This window comes from Cyanobium sp. PCC 7001 (assembly GCF_000155635.1).
GTDB lineage: Bacteria > Cyanobacteriota > Cyanobacteriia > PCC-6307 > Cyanobiaceae > NIES-981.
In genome coordinates, this window is sequence record NZ_DS990556.1 from 1,004,060 (window position 1) to 1,022,838 (window position 18,779).

13 protein-coding genes and 1 tRNA gene are annotated in these 18,779 nt (G+C 66.1%); 10 read left to right on the plus strand and 4 right to left on the minus strand.

What is annotated here, in order from left to right; all coding sequences use genetic code 11:
- Positions 1–38 precede the first annotated feature (38 nt).
- The gene (locus CPCC7001_RS13990) at positions 39–6,098 is read right to left on the minus strand and encodes a peroxidase family protein (RefSeq protein ID WP_198006454.1); all 6,060 of its coding nucleotides are present in this window, start codon (positions 6,096–6,098) and stop codon (positions 39–41) included.
- Positions 6,099–7,081: 983 nt separating this feature from the next.
- On the opposite strand from CPCC7001_RS13990, the gene CPCC7001_RS04905 reads away from it, so the two are divergent.
- Positions 7,082–7,303, plus strand: coding sequence for a DUF6447 family protein (locus CPCC7001_RS04905; RefSeq protein ID WP_043369569.1), 222 nt, complete (start codon positions 7,082–7,084; stop codon positions 7,301–7,303).
- Positions 7,304–7,328: 25 nt separating this feature from the next.
- Here CPCC7001_RS04905 and CPCC7001_RS04910 read toward each other — a convergent pair whose 3' ends face one another.
- The 3 genes from CPCC7001_RS04910 to carB are packed head-to-tail and all read right to left on the minus strand — an operon-like array spanning position 7,329 to position 12,744.
- A complete protein-coding gene (locus CPCC7001_RS04910; RefSeq protein ID WP_006911305.1) occupies positions 7,329–8,648 on the minus strand; it encodes a sodium:alanine symporter family protein in 1,320 nt (439 codons plus the stop codon).
- A gap of 54 nt (positions 8,649–8,702) precedes the next feature.
- Complete coding sequence (locus CPCC7001_RS04915) at positions 8,703–9,377, minus strand: DUF3386 domain-containing protein (protein WP_006909474.1); 675 nt, start codon at positions 9,375–9,377, stop codon at positions 8,703–8,705.
- Positions 9,378–9,402: 25 nt separating this feature from the next.
- Positions 9,403–12,744 (minus strand): carbamoyl-phosphate synthase large subunit, encoded by a 3,342-nt coding sequence (gene carB, locus CPCC7001_RS04920; protein WP_006911345.1) that lies wholly within the window; start codon positions 12,742–12,744, stop codon positions 9,403–9,405.
- A gap of 124 nt (positions 12,745–12,868) precedes the next feature.
- Between carB and CPCC7001_RS04925 the strand changes: the two genes are divergently transcribed.
- The 9 genes from CPCC7001_RS04925 (at position 12,869) to CPCC7001_RS04960 (ending at position 18,721) form a co-directional block, all read left to right on the plus strand.
- On the plus strand, positions 12,869–13,504 hold the full coding sequence (locus tag CPCC7001_RS04925; RefSeq protein ID WP_006911545.1) for a DUF3318 domain-containing protein: 636 nt from the start codon (positions 12,869–12,871) through the stop codon (positions 13,502–13,504).
- Positions 13,497–13,907 carry a ribosome silencing factor gene (rsfS, locus tag CPCC7001_RS04930; protein ID WP_006910290.1) on the plus strand — a complete coding sequence of 137 codons (411 nt, stop codon included), beginning with the start codon at positions 13,497–13,499 and terminating at the stop codon, positions 13,905–13,907. Before CPCC7001_RS04925 ends, rsfS begins: the two co-directional genes overlap by 8 nt.
- An 8-nt stretch (positions 13,908–13,915) precedes the next feature.
- Positions 13,916–14,410, plus strand: a complete 495-nt coding sequence (locus CPCC7001_RS04935; RefSeq protein WP_006911588.1) for a CGLD27 family protein — start codon at positions 13,916–13,918, stop codon at positions 14,408–14,410.
- 24 nt (positions 14,411–14,434) lie between these two features.
- On the plus strand, positions 14,435–15,406 hold the full coding sequence (locus CPCC7001_RS04940) for an asparaginase (RefSeq protein ID WP_006910044.1): 972 nt from the start codon (positions 14,435–14,437) through the stop codon (positions 15,404–15,406).
- A 79-nt stretch (positions 15,407–15,485) separates the two neighbouring features.
- A tRNA-Met gene (locus tag CPCC7001_RS04945) sits at positions 15,486–15,562 on the plus strand.
- 91 nt (positions 15,563–15,653) lie between these two features.
- Positions 15,654–15,800 (plus strand): hypothetical protein, encoded by a 147-nt coding sequence (locus tag CPCC7001_RS15015; RefSeq protein ID WP_006909700.1) that lies wholly within the window; start codon positions 15,654–15,656, stop codon positions 15,798–15,800.
- On the plus strand, positions 15,793–17,232 hold the full coding sequence (locus CPCC7001_RS04950) for an urea transporter (protein WP_043368626.1): 1,440 nt from the start codon (positions 15,793–15,795) through the stop codon (positions 17,230–17,232). The genes CPCC7001_RS15015 and CPCC7001_RS04950 overlap by 8 nt, the downstream gene beginning before the upstream one ends.
- A gap of 63 nt (positions 17,233–17,295) precedes the next feature.
- Positions 17,296–17,484, plus strand: coding sequence for a hypothetical protein (locus tag CPCC7001_RS04955; RefSeq protein WP_006909694.1), 189 nt, complete (start codon positions 17,296–17,298; stop codon positions 17,482–17,484).
- A 148-nt stretch (positions 17,485–17,632) separates the two neighbouring features.
- Positions 17,633–18,721, plus strand: a complete 1,089-nt coding sequence (locus CPCC7001_RS04960; RefSeq protein WP_043368627.1) for an aspartate carbamoyltransferase — start codon at positions 17,633–17,635, stop codon at positions 18,719–18,721.
- Positions 18,722–18,779 lie beyond the last annotated feature (58 nt).

The following is an 18,779-nucleotide window of genomic DNA, read 5'->3' on the forward strand; positions in this document are numbered from 1 at the left end:
AGCCGGGGGGCTGGCGAAGCGGTCGAAGCCGGTAGAGCTCAGACCAGCGAGGTGCCGGCAGCCACGCCGGACAGCACCGGATCCACGATCGGCGTGGTGGGGCTGGGAGGCGGGGTGATCACCGAGGTGATGGGAGCGCCGATCTCGGAATTGAGCGAGGGCGCTGCGCTGCTGAGCAAAGCATCCTTGCGCATCTGCTTGGAGAGCTTGCCGATCACACCGTCACCGTTGAAGTCCTGGCCGAACTTGTTCTCCCACTTGCCCATCCGCTTGTGGTTTCCGGTGATCTTGTCCATCTCACCTTTGAGGCGCTTGCCGTTCTTGTTGAGATGGGCCAGGCCGTACTTGGTTTTCTTGCCGCCCTTCACGAACACGGTGTCGAACTTGCCCTTCTTCACCTGCTCAATGCCGAGGGCCGTACCCCTCTTCATGAACTTGTTGAGCTTTTTGATCGTGCGCACCTTGTTCGGCTTGCTGTTGGCGACGAACTGGTTGTTCGGCAGCAGCGTGGCGTTCCCCGCCGTTTCGACTGGAACCGGTCCCGGAGGTGTGCTGGGTGGCAGGGGCGCAGCGGGAGGCGCCATTGGAGGAGCCATTGGAGGAGCCACAGGCAGCGAGCCCACCACGGAGCGGGTGGTCGACACGTTCCCCGCCAGGTCGGTCTGACGGACGAAGTAGTTGGTGCCGGTGGGGAAGGGGGTGGTGCCCCAGTTCGCCACGCCATCCACCGAATACTGGAGCACGGCGCCGGGCTCGATGCCCGTAAAGATGTCGTTGCCACCAGCTGATCCCACCACCTGAAGCGGCGCATCCGGGTTCACCTCATCCAGGTTGAAGGTGAAGCTGGTGGGAGCCCCCAGCTGGGAGGGATCGCGGGGTGCGAGGGGGTCCGTGGAGGGGATGGTGGCCACCCGGACGTGCACCGTGTTGGCACCTTGCACCAGAGGCAGGCGCGTGCGCAGGTCCGATTCGAGGATGACCTCACCGATACCGGGGATACCGGTGGGAATGAGCTCCTCCCAGTCGTTGCTGATGGGATTGCCCGTGGGCGAGATCTCATAGCGCTGTCCAGTGGCGCGCCCGTTCAGCAGGACGGTGGCATCACTGGTGAGCAGGTCGCTGCCGGATCCACCGGTGTCGTTGGCCAGGGTGAGCACCGCGTTGGGGATGCCCGCACCCGGTGCCTGGGGACCGGTGGCCGCGAAGCCGGCATTGAAGTTCCGGCTTGACAGCAATTGAGCCAGGTTGGCGGCGCCACTGTCTCCAACCGCGACACCAGGGGTCTGGAATTGCGTCAGGAGGGCAATGGTGTCGATGTCGAAGAAACTGCCTCCGTCCTGAACGAACAGCGGATCAGCATTGCCAGCCGCATCAACCAGGCTCGGATCGAGAACATTCGGTGTGAAGAAGCGAAGCAGTTCAATGTTGCGCACGAAGTCCATGCCCTGCTCCGGCGCCACCCCACCGACAAGGGCCACGCGGGAGGGATCCGCTGCCTGAGCCACGGTTGGGTGATGGAGAACGGAGAAGAATCCATCGCCAGCACCGCGGGTGTCCCCGGTGAGATCATCGCCTTCCGGGAAGGGGAAACCCACGTCAGTAAAGCTGGTCGTGGTGAGACCGCTCACGCCAGTGAACAGAAGCGTGGTGGGATCAAAGTTGTACTCGATCTGAACACCATCGGCACCGAACAGCGCGGTACGCGGGAAGGCACGGGCCAGGCCATCGGCACCGATGAAGGTCGTACCCACCGGGACGTCATCAGCCAGGCTCACCGGATCAAGGCCGGGGTCGAAGAAGATGTCGTCTGCGGTCCCGGCGATCCCATCAGCCCCGAGGTCAAAAAGGCTCAGGGAGACGCCGTCCAGCCCCCTCTCCAGGAACAAAGGCTGCCCAGGACGATTCGGATCCTCAGGGAAGCCGATCGGCACCCCCAGGAAGGGATCGGTGATGTAGTCAATCTCGCCAGCGAAGCCAACGTCTGCAGCAGTCAAGCCGTCAGCGTCAATCGGCACACCAGCATCGTTGACGTAAAGGCGCCGCCAGCCCTCAAAGAGGAATTCATCCGGGCTGCCGATGAAGCTGGCGACATCGCCTGCCGAAACGGTGGAGGCCAATTCCTTGACGATGGACAGATCACCAGGAGAGATCGTGTTCGTAGTGATCAGCTGGTGCCGATTGATCTCGGCCATGTCCGCAAAGCGGATCTGGGTGCCAGCTGGCAGACCCGAGGCATGGCCCGCAGGAGCGGTCCAGACGATCTGGGTGTTCAGCCAGGCATCGCCGTCGAGCACATCGTTGCCAGCCTTGCCGAAGAGGATGTCGGCACCACCACCACCGATCAGAAGATTGCCGGCATTGAAGTACTGGTCTTCGTCATTGGTGACGCCGTCCCCATTCGCGTCAGTGATCACTCCGGGAGGATCCAGGAAGATATCGGCAGCGAAGAGAGCTTCTGCAGGAATCGTGACATCGGGAATCCGGGTGTTGATCGCCGTGTTCTCGATCAGGGCCGTGGGAATCAGTTGCAGGAAGTCGTTCCCTGGAAGAACGTTATCAGCAAACAGGCCAGCAATACCGCCTTGATCCAAAGGCAGGTTGAACAGACGACTGTCGGCAGCTGTATCCTGGAACACACCTGCAAGGGGAATTCCGATCAGAGGATTGCCTGGGATAGCCCCGGTTGGGTCGAAGTTCGTGTTGACAACCACCGGCAGCAGATCGGCCACATCGACAACACCATCCCCATTCCAGTCAAAGCTCACACCGCTGTCGAACTGGTTGATCACTCCATCAGGAATCCCAGCAGGGCCATTGACATCAACCTTGAGCCCCCGGGCGACGAGTTCAGAATCCAGAACGAAGTCCAGGCCATTCAAGACGCCGTCCTGGTTCAGATCCTGGAAGACGTTGCCGCCCACCAGATCCAGATTGTCGTCACCCATCAGGATGTCGTTCAGGTTGGAACCCGCCAGGGCTTCCACCAGGCCATCGGTGGCATCCGCAAACTGGTTGCCGATGCCTCCTGCCGCGAGACCCAGCAGGTCGATGCCCAGACCGTGCACATCCGCACCGGAGAGGGGAGCAACAAGTGGATCGGGATCCGTGCCATTGCGAGCGCCGCTCACCCAGTCGAAGCCGGCACCGCCGTTGTAGGTGTCAACACCGGAGCCCTCCACGAAGACGTCGTTGCCGAAGTCGCCGTCAATGAAGTCGTCGCCATCCTTCGACATCGACACGTCATTGCCCTTGGCCTGGCCCGGGCGGCCCAGACCACTGGCACCAAGCAGAGCACCCACGCCGTCGTCGAGCACAAATTTGTCAGGTCCGGAGAACGTGCCCTCGAACCAGTCGTCGCCATCCCCGCCATTGCCGGCACCACCTGCATCACTGGCCAGGATGAAGTCGTTCCCGGTTTCCCCGAACATCTCGTTGCCGATGCCACCCAGTGGGGCCGCCAACCAGTCGTTGCCCGTGCCACCGAAGGAAAGGCCTGCACCAGATCCACTCAGCACGATGTCGTGGCCTGCCTCACCCCGCAGGAAGTTCAGGCCGAAGTTGTCCGAGATGAAGTCGTTGCCCTCGCCACCCCAGACCTGGTCATCCCCTTGGCCGGAGAAGATCACATCGTTGCCACCGCGGCCATACACCGTGTCGTTGCCGCTGCCGGCCTGAAGCAGATCCGCTTCGGCGCCGCCGCCGAGCACCACATGGCCCAGGCCGTTGTAGCGGAGCACGTTGGCGACATTGAAGCCAATCTGGCTGATTGTCGAGTGATTGGGATCCCCCTGGCTGGTGCGATAGACCTCCTGGAGATTGGAGGACACAGCACCACCCACGGGGTCGGCCTTGCCGTCGAGGCCGAGGTTGGTGTGCTGGGTGGCCGCATCCACCTCGAGGGTGTAAGTGGGAAGCGAGAAGATGTGGCCCGGCAGGCTTGTGATCGCACCTCCCAGCGCGCGTTCCGCCATCGCCGCGAAGGTGTTGTTCTCAATCTGGGTGAGAAGGTTGCCGTTCAGACGCCGCAGGTAGTACAGGCGATCTGCATTCTGCAAGGCCTGCAACTGCTGTTCGAACACAAAGGCGAACGTGGTGCCGAGCATCGTGACACCCGCCTCAGGCGCCTCCGCCAGGCCGCCGATCCAGAGATGGACATTGTCGAGGCCAGCACGTTGTCCAGCAAAGCCACCCTGGGCGTTCATGAAGGCCGGCCCATCGGGGTGGACGTAATCCACCAGATCCATGGCTGCGGCACGCTTCGCCTCGACTGTGGTGGCCGAGGTAATCGTGGGGTGCGTTCCGTAGGCCGCCACGAAGTTGTAGATCGAAGCGTCGTGCTTGAGATGGCTGCGGAAATCGTTCCAGTTGCTGTACGGGGTCAGCGAGGGGTTGCCACCGGTGAGGGAGAAGAATTCAGCCCTTGCCGCATTGAGTTTGGGTAGCCCGAGCTCATTCCCCCTGGCGATGTTGATCGTGGCGAGGTCAAGCGGAAGCCCAACCAGGTTGTTGCGCAGTGCAGGGGTGACAAACTCATCGATGTCATTGCCTTGCTGACGGGTCATGCCTCGCAGCACCTCCGCCGCAGCCTCCTCAGGAGTGAGATCCTGAGTCGTGCCAACAGCGTCAAGCGACTGGAGGAAACCAACCGGGTTCAGGAAGGCCGCAATCAGGCTTTCGGAGTTGTTGCTCCAGTCACCCGTCACCGGGTCAATCCCAAACCGATCCACCGATTCGGTGAGCATCGAGTGACCGAAGCGGTACACCGCGTGGGCAAACTCCGCCGTGATGGCAGGGTTCAGGGTCACATTGAACCCTGAATCCAGGGCGATATTCGGGTCGATGAAGCGGCCGAACTCTTCAAACACCCCATGCTGGTACTGCATCTCCACCATGAAGCGGGCTGCCTGAAACAGGCGCTCGCCATCCCAGGCATCGGAGTCAACGCCGGGAACCGGATCACCTGAGGCAAGCTGCCTACCGGGACGCAGCCACGCATTGATGAAGCTCAGGTCGCCGGATGCAGCGGCTTCAAGGGCAATGCGCTTGTAGTCGGCAACAAGACGATCGTGCTCGTTGTGGAAGATCGTATGGAAGGCGGTGAGACCCTGGTTCTCATTGACACGCCCATCACCGGCGATGAAGTGTTCATTCAGCAGCGCCGGGTCATAGGACGTCGGATCGACCGTTCCGTCCGGATTGAATGTGGGGTTGGCGGGGTGGGCGATATCCAGCAGGAAGGCGTGACCCGTGCGCACCACGGTTCCACCGCCCGGAATAGCACTGAGATCCACCGGAGTGGTGAGGTTGCCCTCCACCAGGGTGAACACACCCGGTGCGGTTTCCACCACCACCTGAGGCAGGCCACTCGCCCCAGGAATGAAGCGGCCGTAGTCATCGGTGGCCAGCAGGGGGGAACTCAGAACGAAGTCGTCCGTGAGCACAAAGCCCAACATCGATTCGGCGTTGGCCTTGATGTCTGCCCAGGTGGGCAGGCCGCTGCCCGTTCGGGTGCTGGCGAGCATGTTGCCGGTGGAGATCACAGCACCGAACTCCTGGTTCAGCTGCAGGCCGGAGATCGGGCTAAACCCTGGATCGCCATCGCTGCCGAAGGTGCTGTTCACGGTGTAATCCCGCAGGAACACCTGGTACGACGCATGGGACCCATACGCCTGGTTCATGTCGATCCAGGGCGTGGTCACGTTCTGGGTGGCTCCCCCATTGGCGAAGTCACGCGTGGCACGCGTGACGACCATGAAGTTGGGCCCATCGTCGGCCGTTCCCGGTATCCCATCAGCCCCCGCGTCGAACAGGGAGTCGCTGGGATCGAGCGGGATGAACACATTCCCGTTACCACCCTTGTTGATGAAATCCAGGCCGTGGTCAAACCCCTGGCCGAACAGGGTGAGCCAGGAGTTGTAGGGGGCGTTGATCGGCAGCGGGGCGACGTTGCGGATCTCGATGGTGTCGCCGCCACCGAAGTTCTCGATGCCGAGTTCCTGACCGTCATCTCCGAGCGGCACGCCAAAGGCGTTCACGTTCTGGCCGGGCATCGGCACCGGCGCCTCGAGCAGGCTGTTCTGGGTGGCCGCCGCCGCCACCGCCGCCGGGTTGCTGGTGCTGGAATCGGCGATGATGTTGGAGATCCAGCGGGGCTCCACGTCGTTGACGTTCCAGGTCGTCGGATCGGCCGTGATCGTGTAGTCGGGCCCCCCGGGGAAGGGTCCTGGTCCCGGAGTGCCGGTTCCGAAATCCGGCGTGAGCGAGGCGAGCAGGCTGGACGAGGGCGAGAAGCCCACATCGGCCGCACCGAAGGTGGTGCGCCCCGGGGTGAGGTTGTTGAGGGTGCCGCTGACGGTACGCAGGCCTGTGGGGGTTTCGGTCTGGCCCGGGATCAGGGAGGCCAACGTGGCGGCACTGTCCTCGGAATCGAGGACGACACCAGCTTCAGCCGCCACCACATGATCGGCTTGGGTCTCAGAGGAGTGGGTTTCCGCTACCTGGATCTGCTCGAGGATGAACAGCAGATCCTCTTTGGTGATCAGCATGGGATTAGGCCGCGTTGAAGGACGCAGTACGGGTGCTTTCACCCTGACCAAGGCCATGACAAGGCGTCATCCCCCCCGATACACCACGTGATGTCCTGAAGATTGCCTGAATCGCCCTGGGACAGTCGGGACTGCAGCAAGCAGAACTCATCCCAGATCGCCTGCCAGAGAAGAGTTTTGCCCCACTCAAGCGGAGGAAGCCGATCCCGTCAGCTCACCGGAAGGAGAGGCGCCCCGTAGGAGAGACACTCAGAAACCATTCAGAAATGAACACGCAAAGGCACAACGATGCCTCCAGAGTCTCTTCCGTATTTCCTCCGTATCTCAACAGAACTTCGTAATACTGGGGTTAAGCTCGATGCAACATCACGGAAACCACCCCCGAATCTTCACGGCAGCGGTGAGTATTTGTTCCATCCAATACCGTTCCGTCCGGCACCGAAGGCGTTGTTCCATCCAATGCCCTGGATGCCGGCCCGTTTGCGCCGGGCTGTCCTCCCCCTACCGTGTGGCCGTTCCTGCGCCACGCTCCATTCGTGACCGACTCCGCCAACACGCCGCCCACCCTCACCTTCGAAGGCCAGCGCTACGACCTCAACGCCCTGCCGCCGGAAGTGAAGGAGCTGGTGCGGGCCATGCAGGTGGCCGATACCCAGCTCCGCATGCACGAAGACACCCTCAAAGTGCTGGTGGTGGGCCGTCAGGCCCTGGCCAGCCAGCTCAAAGGGAAGCTGGAGGGCATCGCCCCCATGGGCTGAGGTCGGTCCCGACCCGGCCGAACCCTCACTCGGCCGGGTCGAACCGGTAGGCCCGGGTCAGCCGGAACACGGTGCCCGAGAGCAGCAGCAGGCCGATCAGGTTGGGGATGGCCATCAGGCCGTTGAGGATGTCGGCGATGGTCCAGATGGCCTCGAAGCTGGCCACCGAACCCAGCACCACCACCGCCACCCACACGTAGCGGAAGGGCTTGATGCCGCCGGTGCCCACCAGGAATTCCAGGCAGCGCTCGCTGTAGTAGCCCCAGCCGAGGATCGTGGTGGCGGTGAAGAACACCGTGGCGAAGGTCACCAACCACTTGCCGCCCGGGAGGCCCCAGTCGAAGGCGGCCATGGTGAGGGTCACCCCCTGGGCCCCGCTGTCATAGAGGCCACTGGCCACGATTACCAGGGCGGTCATCGTGCAGATCACCAGGGTGTCGATGAAGGTGCCCAGCATGGCCACACTGCCCTGCAGCACCGGATCCCCGGGTTTGGCAGCCGCCTGGGCGATCGGAGCGGTGCCAAGGCCCGCCTCGTTGGAGAAGATGCCGCGGGCGATGCCCTTCTGGATCACCGTGCCCAGGGCACCACCGGCGGCGGCCTGGCCGCTGAAGGCATTGCCGAAGATCACCCCGAAGGCGCCGGGGATCTTGTCGATGTGGAGCAGCAGGATGACCACGGAGCCCACCACGTACACGGCCGCCATCAGGGGCACCACCACTTCGGCCACCTTGCCGATCCGCTCGATGCCGCCGATGAGCACCAGGTAGGCCAGCACGGCCATCACCACGCCCGTGGCCAACGTCGGAATCCCCAGGGATTCCTGCAGCGCCTTGGCCATCTCGTGGGCCTGCACACCGTTGCCGATGCCGAAGCCCGCCAGGGTGCCGAACAGGGCGAACAGCACCCCCAGCCAGGCCCAGCGGGGACCGAGCCCGTTGCGGATGAAGTACATGGGCCCGCCCACGTGCTCGCCAAGATCGTCCACCTCGCGGTAGTGCACGGCAAGCAGCGACTCGGCGTACTTGGTGGCCATCCCCACGAAGGCGATCACCCACATCCAGAACACCGCGCCGGGGCCACCGACGGCGATGGCACCCGCGACGCCGGCCACGTTGCCTGTGCCGATGGTGGCGGCCAGGGCCGTGGTGAGCGACTCGAAAGCCGAGACATCCCCCTCCCCCTTGGAGGAGCGGATCGAGGCGATCGCCTGGCGGAAGCCGAAACCGATGCGCAGCAGCGGCATGAACCGCAGCCCCAGCATCAGGTAGAGGCCCGTGAGACCGATCAGCCAGAGCGTGGCCGGCCCCCAGACCACACCGCTGATTTGGGAGAGCACGTCCACGGGGCCTCGGCAGATTGCCGCGATGGTGTCATGGGGCGCCCGCTTCGGCCAGCCCTACCCCAGGGGCTGGAGGTCTTCGAAACGGAACACCTGGCGGCTGGCCGGCGTGTCGCCGTGGGCCTCCACCGCCACCACCCGCTCACTCAGCACCCAGGGACCGCTGCCACCCAGGGGCACGAAGGTGTCGGTGAAATGGCTGCGGCCGCCGCGGGCCTCGCCGCTGGCCGGATCGGCGTACTGGCTCGTGTAGCAGCGGCTGAGGTAGCCGGCGCCGGTGTCGGTCACCGACTCGGTGAAGATCGTCACCACGGTGCCGTGGATGTGGCGGTGCACCATCGTCACCACGTTGTCCTTGATGCGGTAGCGGTCACCGGCGTTCTTGCCGCCCACGATCACCTCCGTGCCCACCGCATCGGTGTCGCCGGCGGTGAAGGTGTTGGCGCCGTGGGTCTGCTCGAAACTGCGGCGCACCCGGTGAATGGCCACCTCCCACAGCTGGCCGGCCAGCAGTTTCTGATCGGCCTCGGCCTCGATCCCCTCCACACTGGCCTTCAGATCGGCACCCACCTGGAAGGTTCCTTCCACCACACGGCCGTCCTGCTCGAGCACGCAGCGGCCCCGGTAACCGCCGAAACCAGGCTCCCAGGTGTAGCGGTTCTCGTAGGCGGCTCTGAAGGCGGCGGTGCAGTCGCTGCCGGCCTGGATCGGACTGGAGAGGGTGGCGGTCAAGGGAAGGGGCGCAGGGGCCCCAACGCTACCCAGCGGGCACCGGAGGCTGGGCGGCCGGCGCCGGGTGGATGTCCTGCAGCGCCGTCACCTGCAGGTGATGGTCCTGCAGGGCGCGGATCGCCTCCACCGCAGCCCGCGCCCCGGCCAGGGTGGTGAGGGTGGGCACGGCGTAGTCGAGGGCCGCCCGGCGCAGGTAGGTGTCGTCGAAGGCGGCCTGGCGACCGATCGGGGTGTTCACCACCAGCTGGATGAGGCCGGAGCGGATCGCATCCTCGATGTTGGGGCGCCCTTCATGCACCTTCAGGATCGGCTCCACCTGCAGACCCTGCTCGGCCAGCACCGCCGCCGTGCCGGCGGTGGCGATCAGCTCGAAGCCCAGCTCCGCCAGGCCCCGGGCCACCGGCACCAGCCCCTGCTTGTCGCGGTCGTGGGTGGAGAGGAAGGCACGGCCGGCCGTGGGCAGGCTCTCGCCCGCCCCCTGCTCGGCCTTGGCGTAGGCCATGCCGAAGGCCGGCGCGATGCCCATCACCTCCCCGGTGCTGCGCATCTCCGGGCCGAGCACGGTGTCGGAGCCGGGGAAGCGCTTGAAGGGCAGCACGGCCTCCTTCACGGTCTGCAGGGGCGGCACCGGTTCGGTGCGCAGCCCCAGATCCGCGAGCGTGCGCCCGGCCATCAGCCGGCTGGCCACCTTGGCCAGGGGCACGCCGGTGGCCTTGGCCACGAACGGCACCGTGCGGGAGGCCCGGGGGTTGGCCTCGATGATGAACACCCGCTCCTCCCCCTCGGCGGTGCGCTGCACGGCGAACTGCAGGTTGATCAGGCCGCGCACGTCCAGGGCCAGGGCCAGGGCCTTGCTCCAGGCCCGGATCGTGGCCAGGCCCGCCTCCCCCAGGCTCACGGTGGGCAGGCAGCAGGCGGAATCGCCGGAGTGGATGCCCGCCGGCTCGATGTGCTCCATCACCCCGCCGATCAGCACCGTGCCGGTGGCATCGCAGAGGGCATCCACATCCACCTCCACCGCGTTCTCGAGGTACTGGTCGATCAGCACCGGATGGTCGGGCTCCACGTTCACGGCCTCGGCCATGTAGCGCTTCAGCTCCTGCACGTTGAACACCACCTCCATGGCCCGCCCCCCCAGCACGTAGCTGGGGCGCACCACCACCGGGTAGCCCACCCGCTCGGCCACGGCCAGGGCCTCCTCCTCGCTGCGGGCCAGGCCGTTGCGGGGCTGGCGGATGTCCAGCCGGCGCAGGATCGCCTCGAACTGTTCGCGGTCTTCGGCGGTGTCGATCGACTGGGGCGAGGTGCCCCAGATGCGGGTGCCGGTGGCCTGCCCCTCGGCCGAATCGAGCCAGCGCAGCAACGGCAGGGCCAGCTTGAGCGGCGTCTGGCCGCCGAACTGCACGATCACTCCGGCGGGTTTCTCCGCCTCGATCACGTTGAGCACGTCCTCGAGGGTGAGGGGCTCGAAATAGAGCCGGTCGGAGGTGTCGTAGTCGGTGGACACCGTTTCCGGGTTGCTGTTCACCATCACGGTGGCGAACCCCTCCTCCTGCAGGGCGAAGGAGGCATGGCAGCAGCAGTAGTCGAACTCGATGCCCTGGCCGATGCGGTTGGGGCCCCCGCCCAGGATCATCACCTTGCGGCGGCTCTCCGGCGTCACCTCGTTCTCGGGCGGCACCACCGCCACCACCCCATCGGCACCGATGCGCTCGAGCGGACGCTCGTAGGTGGAGTAGTGGTACGGCGTCTGGGAGGCGAACTCGGCGGCGCAGGTGTCCACGGTCTTGAACACCGCGTTCACCCCCAGCGCCTGACGCCGGCGGCGCACGGCCAGCTGGTCGCTGCCGGTGGCCCAGGCGATCTGGGGATCGGAGAAGCCCAGCTGCTTGAGCCGCAGCAGGGCCTCGCCATCCAGCTCCTCGAGGCTGCGGCCCCGCAGCAGGGCCTGCTCGGCGGTCACGATGCCGCGCAGCTTGGCCAGGAACCAGGGATCGATGGCGCTGAGGCGGTGGATCTCGGCATCGCTCAGCCCCGCCACCATGGCGGTGCGCACGGCGAAGATGCGCTCCGGCGTTGGCGTGCGCAGGGCGCTGCAGAGGGCGGCGGCATCCGGGCTGGGGTCGGGCCGGTCGCAGCCCCAGCCGGCATGGCCGGTTTCGAGCGAGCGCAGCGCCTTCTGGAAGGATTCCTCGAAACTGCGGCCGATGGCCATCGCCTCGCCCACCGACTTCATCGAAGTGGTGAGCACCGCCGGGCTGCCCTGGAACTTCTCGAAGGCGAAGCGGGGAATCTTCGTGACCACGTAGTCGATCGTGGGCTCGAAGCAGGCCGGGGTGGCGCCGGTGATGTCGTTGATGATCTCGTCGAGGGTGTAGCCCACCGCCAGGCGGGCCGCCAGCTTGGCGATCGGGAAGCCGGTGGCCTTGCTGGCCAGGGCCGAGCTGCGCGAGACGCGCGGGTTCATCTCGATCACCACCACATCGCCGTTGGCGGGGTTGATGGCGAACTGGATGTTGCTGCCGCCGGTGTCCACGCCGATCTCGCGGATGATGGCGATCGACTGGTCCCGCAGCCGCTGGTATTCCCGGTCGGTGAGGGTCTGGGCCGGCGCCACCGTGATCGAGTCGCCGGTGTGCACCCCCATCGGGTCGAGATTCTCGATCGAGCACACGATCACCACGTTGTCGGCGGTGTCGCGCATCACCTCCAGCTCGAACTCCTTCCAGCCCAGCAGCGACTGTTCGATCAGGATCTGGGAGACGGGGCTGGCCTCCAGACCGCTCTTGCAGAAGGCGCGGAACTCCTCGGGGTTGTAGGCGATGCCGCCGCCACTGCCGCCGAGGGTGAAGGCCGGCCGGATGATGCGCGGGTAACTGCCGATGGCATCGCCCACCGCCTCGGCCTCCTCGAGGTTGTTGGCGATGCCCGAGGGACACACCGCCACCCCGATCTTCTCCATCGCCTGCTTGAACAGCTGGCGGTCTTCGGCCTTGCGGATGGCCTCGAGGTCGGCCCCGATCAGCTCCACCCCGAACTCAGCCAGGGTGCCGTTCTCCGCCAGGGTCACCGCCAGGTTGAGGGCGGTCTGTCCGCCCATGGTGGGCAGCAGCGCATCGGGCTTCTCGATCGCGATCACCCGCGCCACCACCTCGGGGGTGAGCGGCTCGATGTAGGTGCGATCCGCCATGTCCGGATCGGTCATGATCGAGGCGGGGTTGCTGTTCACCAGCACCACCTCGTACCCCTCGGCCCGCAGGGCCTTGCAGGCCTGGGTGCCGGAGTAGTCGAACTCGCAGGCCTGGCCGATCACGATGGGGCCCGACCCCAGCAGCAAAATCCGTTTGAGGTCCGTGCGGCGGGGCATGGGCGTGGGCAGCGGCCAAACCGGTCCAGCGTCTCATGCCCCCGCGGCACGAAACGTTCAGGGGCAACGGGGCCTCACCGCCGGCGGTGGCTAGGGTGGTGGACCACCTCCTTTGATCCCGTCGATGAGCGAACTCCAGCGCCTGAAGGGGCTGCTGCCTCCCGAAATGCAGAGCTGGGTGTTCGTGGAAGCCGCGGCGTCGGTGGAACCCCCGCTCATCACCATCGAGGAGATCGGTCGGGATGAGATCGAGATCCAGCTCGATCTGGAGAAATGGGATGCGCTGGCCCTGGATCATCGCAACCTCCTCTTCTGGCATGAGGTGGGCCGCATCCAGAACGATGCGGTGCCCCGCGACGGCTGGGAAATGGCCGCGCTGGCCATCGGCCTCGGTGGTGCCATCGGTGAGCTCTGGGTGCAGGACGGCCTGCTGCTGCTGATGGCCCTCGGCCTCTCCGGCTTCGCGGGTTACCGCCTCTATCTGAAGAACAACTCCGAGAAGCGCCTGCAGGACGCCATCAGCGCCGACGAGCGGGCCATCGATCTGGCCTGCCGCTTCGGCTACACCTTGCCGAACGCCTACAAGAGCCTCGGCGGGGCGCTCAAGGAGCTCGCCGAGCAGACCCGCAAGAAGAAGAAGCGCGCCTTCTACGAAGACCGCCTCGAAGCCCTGCGCAAGAGCGCCGGCCGGGCCCGCGCCGAGATGGCCCAGCAGCAGGGCTCCCGCCAGTCGGTCACCAGCGAGAACGTCTATGGCTGAGCCGGCCCTGCACCCCTCCGCCACACCCCGCGACCCCCAGACCGAGGCCCTGGCCCGACTGGTGGCCGAAGGCTGCGATGACCGCAAGGCGGTGGACATCCGCCTGATCCGGGTGGATGAGGTGTCATCGCTGGCCGACTGGTTCGTGATCTGCAGCGGCCTCTCCGACGTGCAGGTGCGCGCCATCGCCCGCTCGGTGGAGGACAAGCTCGAGGAGAAGCTGGGCCGTCTGCCCCTGCGCCGGGAAGGCCAGGCCGAGGGCCGCTGGGTGCTGCTCGACTACGGCGAAGTGATCGTGCACGTGCTCACCCCGGCCGAGCGCAGCTACTACGACCTCGAATCCTTCTGGGGCCACGGCGAACAGGTGCCCTACCTAGGCTCGGAATCCGCACCCGCCGTCTGACGTTCGCCATGGAGCTGCTGGGGCCCTGCCCGGTGCCGGCCGAACAGCGCCCGCTGCGTCAGTACGAGGAACTGAGCCGCTCCTGGTTCTTCGCCTGGCCCGCCCAAAGTCTTGCCGGTCTGCTGCGTCCGCTGGCGGTGAGCTGGCTGTCGGTGCTGCCGATCACCCTGGTGGTGGCGAGCGGCAGCTGGGTGCTGCGCCACGACCCGGCCCGCATGGTGGCGGCGGGCGCGGTGGCGGGGATCGCCCTGCCCACCCTGCTGCTGGTGCGGCAGTGGCTGGGCTGGAGCACCATCCACCAGCGGCTGGTGAGCGAACGGGTGGAGTACGAGGAATCCGGCTGGTACGACGGCCAGGTCTGGGAGAAGCCCCTGGCCTGGCGTCAGCAGGATCTGCTGGTGGCCCAGCACCAGGTGCGCCCCATCCTGATGCGGTTGCAGCAGGCCATCGGCCTGGCCGCCACCCTGATGCTGGTGGGGGCGAGCCTCTGTCAGGCTCTGTGAGCACGGCCAGACCGACCGGCTCCCATGACCCTATCCTCCAGCTTCGGCGGTAGCGGCCGCTCCAGCATCCCGCCCCTGGAGGTGCGGCTGCTGCGCAACGGCATCGTCGAATCGCGCCACCGGGTGCACGCCGTGGTGTGCGATGGGCGGGGACGGGTGCTGATGCGGGCCGGGGATCCCCAGCATCTGAGCTTCGTGCGCTCGGCACTCAAACCCTTCCAGGCCTCGGTGTTCGTGGCCAGCGGCACGGCTGACCAGGTGAACTGCGGTGATCGGGGCCTGGCCATCGCCTGTGCCTCCCACGCCGGCACCTCCCGCCACGCCCGCGAGGCGTTCCGGCTGCTCTGGGGCGCGGAAGTGGAGGCCGAACAGCTGCAGAGCCCGGTTCCGGAGCTGGGCAGCAGCCCGCTGGAACACAACTGCTCCGGCAAGCACGCCGCCTTCCTGGCCACCTGCCGGCGGATGGGCTGGAGCCTGGAGAGCTACCTGCAGCTGGAGCATCCGCTGCAGCAGGAGGTGCTCAAACGGGTGGCCGAGCTGCTGGGCCTGCCGGCCGCGGAACTGGTGGCGGCCCGCGACGACTGCGGCGCTCCCACGCTGCAGCTGCAGCTGGCCCAGATGGCCCTGCTCTACGCCCACCTGGGTGCCGGCGCCCAGCCCGATCTGGAGCGGCTCAGCCGCGCCATGCTCAGCCATCCCGACCTGGTGGCGGGCGACGGTCGCTTCGACACCGAACTGATGCGCCGCGGCCACGGGCAGGTGCTGAGCAAGGGGGGCGCCGAGGGCATCCAGTGCCTGAGCCGGGTCGGAGAAGGGCTGGGGGTGGCCGTGAAGGTGGAGGACGGATCGGCCCGCGCCAAACACGCCGTGGCGCTCCATCTGCTGGAGCAGCTCGACTGGCTCACCCCCATGACCCTCGAGGAGCTGCGCCAGGCGTTCATGGAGCCGGCCCCCCATCTGAAGCTGGAGGTGGTGGGGGAGCTGCGCTTCGACTGAGACGCCTGGTCTGGAGACGCCTGGCCAAGAGGGCCCCACCTGTATCGGCGGACACCGGCTGGTACAATTTCGCCTGTGACGCGGGGTAGAGCAGCCTGGTAGCTCGTCGGGCTCATAACCCGAAGGTCGCGAGTTCAAATCTCGCCCCCGCCACCATTTGATTGCTCCCAACCAAGCTCCGGATCGCCGGGGCTTTTTTTGTGCTCAGCCCTGTGTCCGGCGTTTTGTTCAGCCTGCCTTCCGCCTGATGCCTCTCGCCCTGACCGAGCTGCAGCAGGCCATCCTCATCTTCGGACTGGGCGGACTGGTCACCCTGGCCACGGTGGTGATGATCCTGCGGGGCCACCGCCGCTGGCACCAGCGCGATCCCTTCGACGACCCCAGCCATGACTGATGCCACACCGCCGATGCTGCCCCAGGGCACGGCCTGGATCCTGCTGGTGGGGTTCTCCGTGCTCTGGATCGCCCTCGGAATCTGGTGGGGCAAGCGGGGCAAGGGCGACGCCGATGACTACCTGCTGGCGGGACGCAACATCGGCCTGGCCCTCAGCACCGCCACCCTGATGGCCAGCTGGGTCACCGGCAACACCACCCTGGCCGCTCCCGAGGTGGGCTACACCCTCGGGCTCTGGGGCATGTTCGGCTACGCCCTGGCGGGCCTCGGCCTGTTCCTGTTCGCGCCGCTGGCGGTGCGGATCAAGCGGCTGATGCCCACGGCCCGCACCAGCGGCGACTTCGTGCGGCTGCGCTACGGCAGGGCCTGCTGGGCCATTTTCCTGCTGATCACCATGGCCTACACCCTGGGATTCCTGATCACCCAGGGCATGGGGGCGGGGCTGCTGCTGCAGTCGCTCTCGGGCTTCGATTACCGGCTCGGCATGGTGTGCGTGATCGGGGTGTCCACCATCTACACGCTGTTCGGCGGCATGCGGGCGGTGGTGGGCACCGACTTCATCCAGTCGATGCTGATCATGGGGCTGCTCGTGCTGGTGGCCGTGCTCGGGTTCAGCCGCTTCAGCAGCGATCAGGTGTACGCCGCCCTTGCGGCGGAGAACCCCTCCCGGCTCAACCTGCTGCTGCCCACCGGCCTGCTCTTCGCCTGGAACACCGGCCTGTTCAGCATGGGGGAGGTGTTCCACAACAACATCTGGTGGTCGCGGGTGTTCGCCAGCCGCTCCTCGGTGGTGTTCCGCTCCTTCGTGCTGGGGGGTCTGGCCTGGGTCACGGTGCCGGTCGTGACGGGCGCCATCGCCCTGACGGCCCTGGCCCAGAACCTGCCGATCCCCCAGGTGAACATGGTGTTCCCGATCGTCACCGCCCAGCTGCTCGGCAGCGGTGGCGCCGCGGTGGTGTTCGTGATCATCTTCGCCTCCCTCACCTCCACCCTCGACTCGCTGCTGGCCGCCAGTGCCGATCTGATCGCCGAGGACGTGGTGGCCCACTGGCTCAAACCCGACGCCAGCGACCATCAGGTCCGCCAGGTGGCCCGCCAGGTGGTGGTGGGGCTGGGGCTGCTCACCATGGTGCTCTCCTGGCAGTACATCACCTCGATGTACCAGCTGCTGCTGTTCACCGGCGCGCTGGTGGCCTCCACCATCTGGCCGATCGCCATGGGGCTCTACTGGCGCCAGGCCAACCGTCAGGCGGCCTCGCTGGCCATGGTGCTCGGCTCCGTCACCGGACTGCTGGCCTACTGGCTGATCGCCCCCTACTGCGCCGCCCTAATCTCCGCCGCCGTGTCCGCCGTGGTGATGGGCCTGGGCAGTCGCTGCTGGCCGGAACGCTTCGACTGGCGCCGGCTGGCCGGAACCGCCGAATCCGCCTGAGGCTCCCTGCCCTCCTCCACGCCCGTCCTCCGCGCCCGCCCTCCACGCCGTCCTGCCCTGGCCATGTCCGTTCCTGACCTGCTGATTCGATTCGCCGCGGCGGCCGGAGCGCCGGCTGCCGGCCCCCAGTGGCTGCTGCCGCGCTCGCTGTTCAATCTTGTGGTGGTGGGGAGCATCGCCGGACTGGTGCTGGCCACCCTGGTGATCCTCACGATCTGGGCGATCGAGTTGCGCGGCGGCAAGGTGTGGTGAGGAGGAGGGCAAACGGTGCGCGTTGCTACGTGCGCCTGCGGGGATGTTGCAGAAAACACAAGATTTCCGGACCGACATCCTCAACACGACTCATGATGGAGAACTCCACACTTCATTCGCAACATCCCCAGCGCCGGGATCACGCCTGATGATGCACACTCCCCACTTCACCCGGCTCGGCCCGGACGTCTACGGGAACGCCCACCCACAGGCCCTGCTGGAGCAGATACGGGAGAACGGAAAGGCGCTGCAGGATCTGATGAACCAGCATGTGATCTCCACCCTGCAATACAGCCCAGAATCCCTGCTGCAGGTGTTCCGCCTGGCCGCGAAATTCGAAAGCAATCCCGAGCGCTACATCCGCTTCAACAGTCCACTGCAGCGCAAGATCCTCATCAACGCCTTCTACGAACCCAGCACCCGCACCCGGCTCTCCTTCGACAGTGCCTGGCACCGCCTTGGCGGAGACACGATCACGATCACCGACCGGAGCACCACCGGCATCGCCAAGGGCGAATCCTTGCGGGACGTGGCGGAAATGTTCAACAACTACGGCGATTGCGTGGTGTTGCGGGACACCAATGCCGAGGCGATCTACCAGATGAGTGAGTCGCTGAGGATTCCGATCATCAATGCGGGCAACGGCATCGACGAACACCCCACCCAAGCGATGGCCGATCTCTACACCATCTTCAAGTGGCGGCCCGATCTGGTGGAGAAAGACATCACCGAACAGGCCCGGATCCGCATCGGCGTGGTGGGCATCCCCGGCCGCATGCGCACCGTGCGCTCCCTGCTGCGCATCTTCACCAAGTTCCCCCAGATGATCCGGGAGCTGGTGCTGTTCCACGAGCCCGGCATCGACCCCAGCGCGCCGGACACCTACTTCGATCCCGGCCAACGGCAGGAACTGGAGGCGGCCGGGATCACGGTGGTCACCAGCGACGACCTGATGGGGGCCATTGCCGAGCTCGATGTGATCTACATCAATGCCATCGCCTGGGTGGGGGACAGCTATGAGGTGCACGGCCGCAGCTTCCACCTCACGGCCGACCTTCCCTACAAGCCTGAGGCCATCATCCTCCACCCTCTGGCCCGCGGGGCCGAGCTCGGCACCTGCCTCGACAACAGCCCGCACAACTGGTACTTCTCCCAGGCCCGCGGCGCCGTGTTCATCCGGATGGCCCTGCTCACCTGCATGGTGGAGCGCACCGCCCAGGTGATGGACGTCATCTAGGCGTCGCTCCCGCCTGATCCGATCAGGCCTTCTTCTCGTTCACTTCGTTCACCAGCAG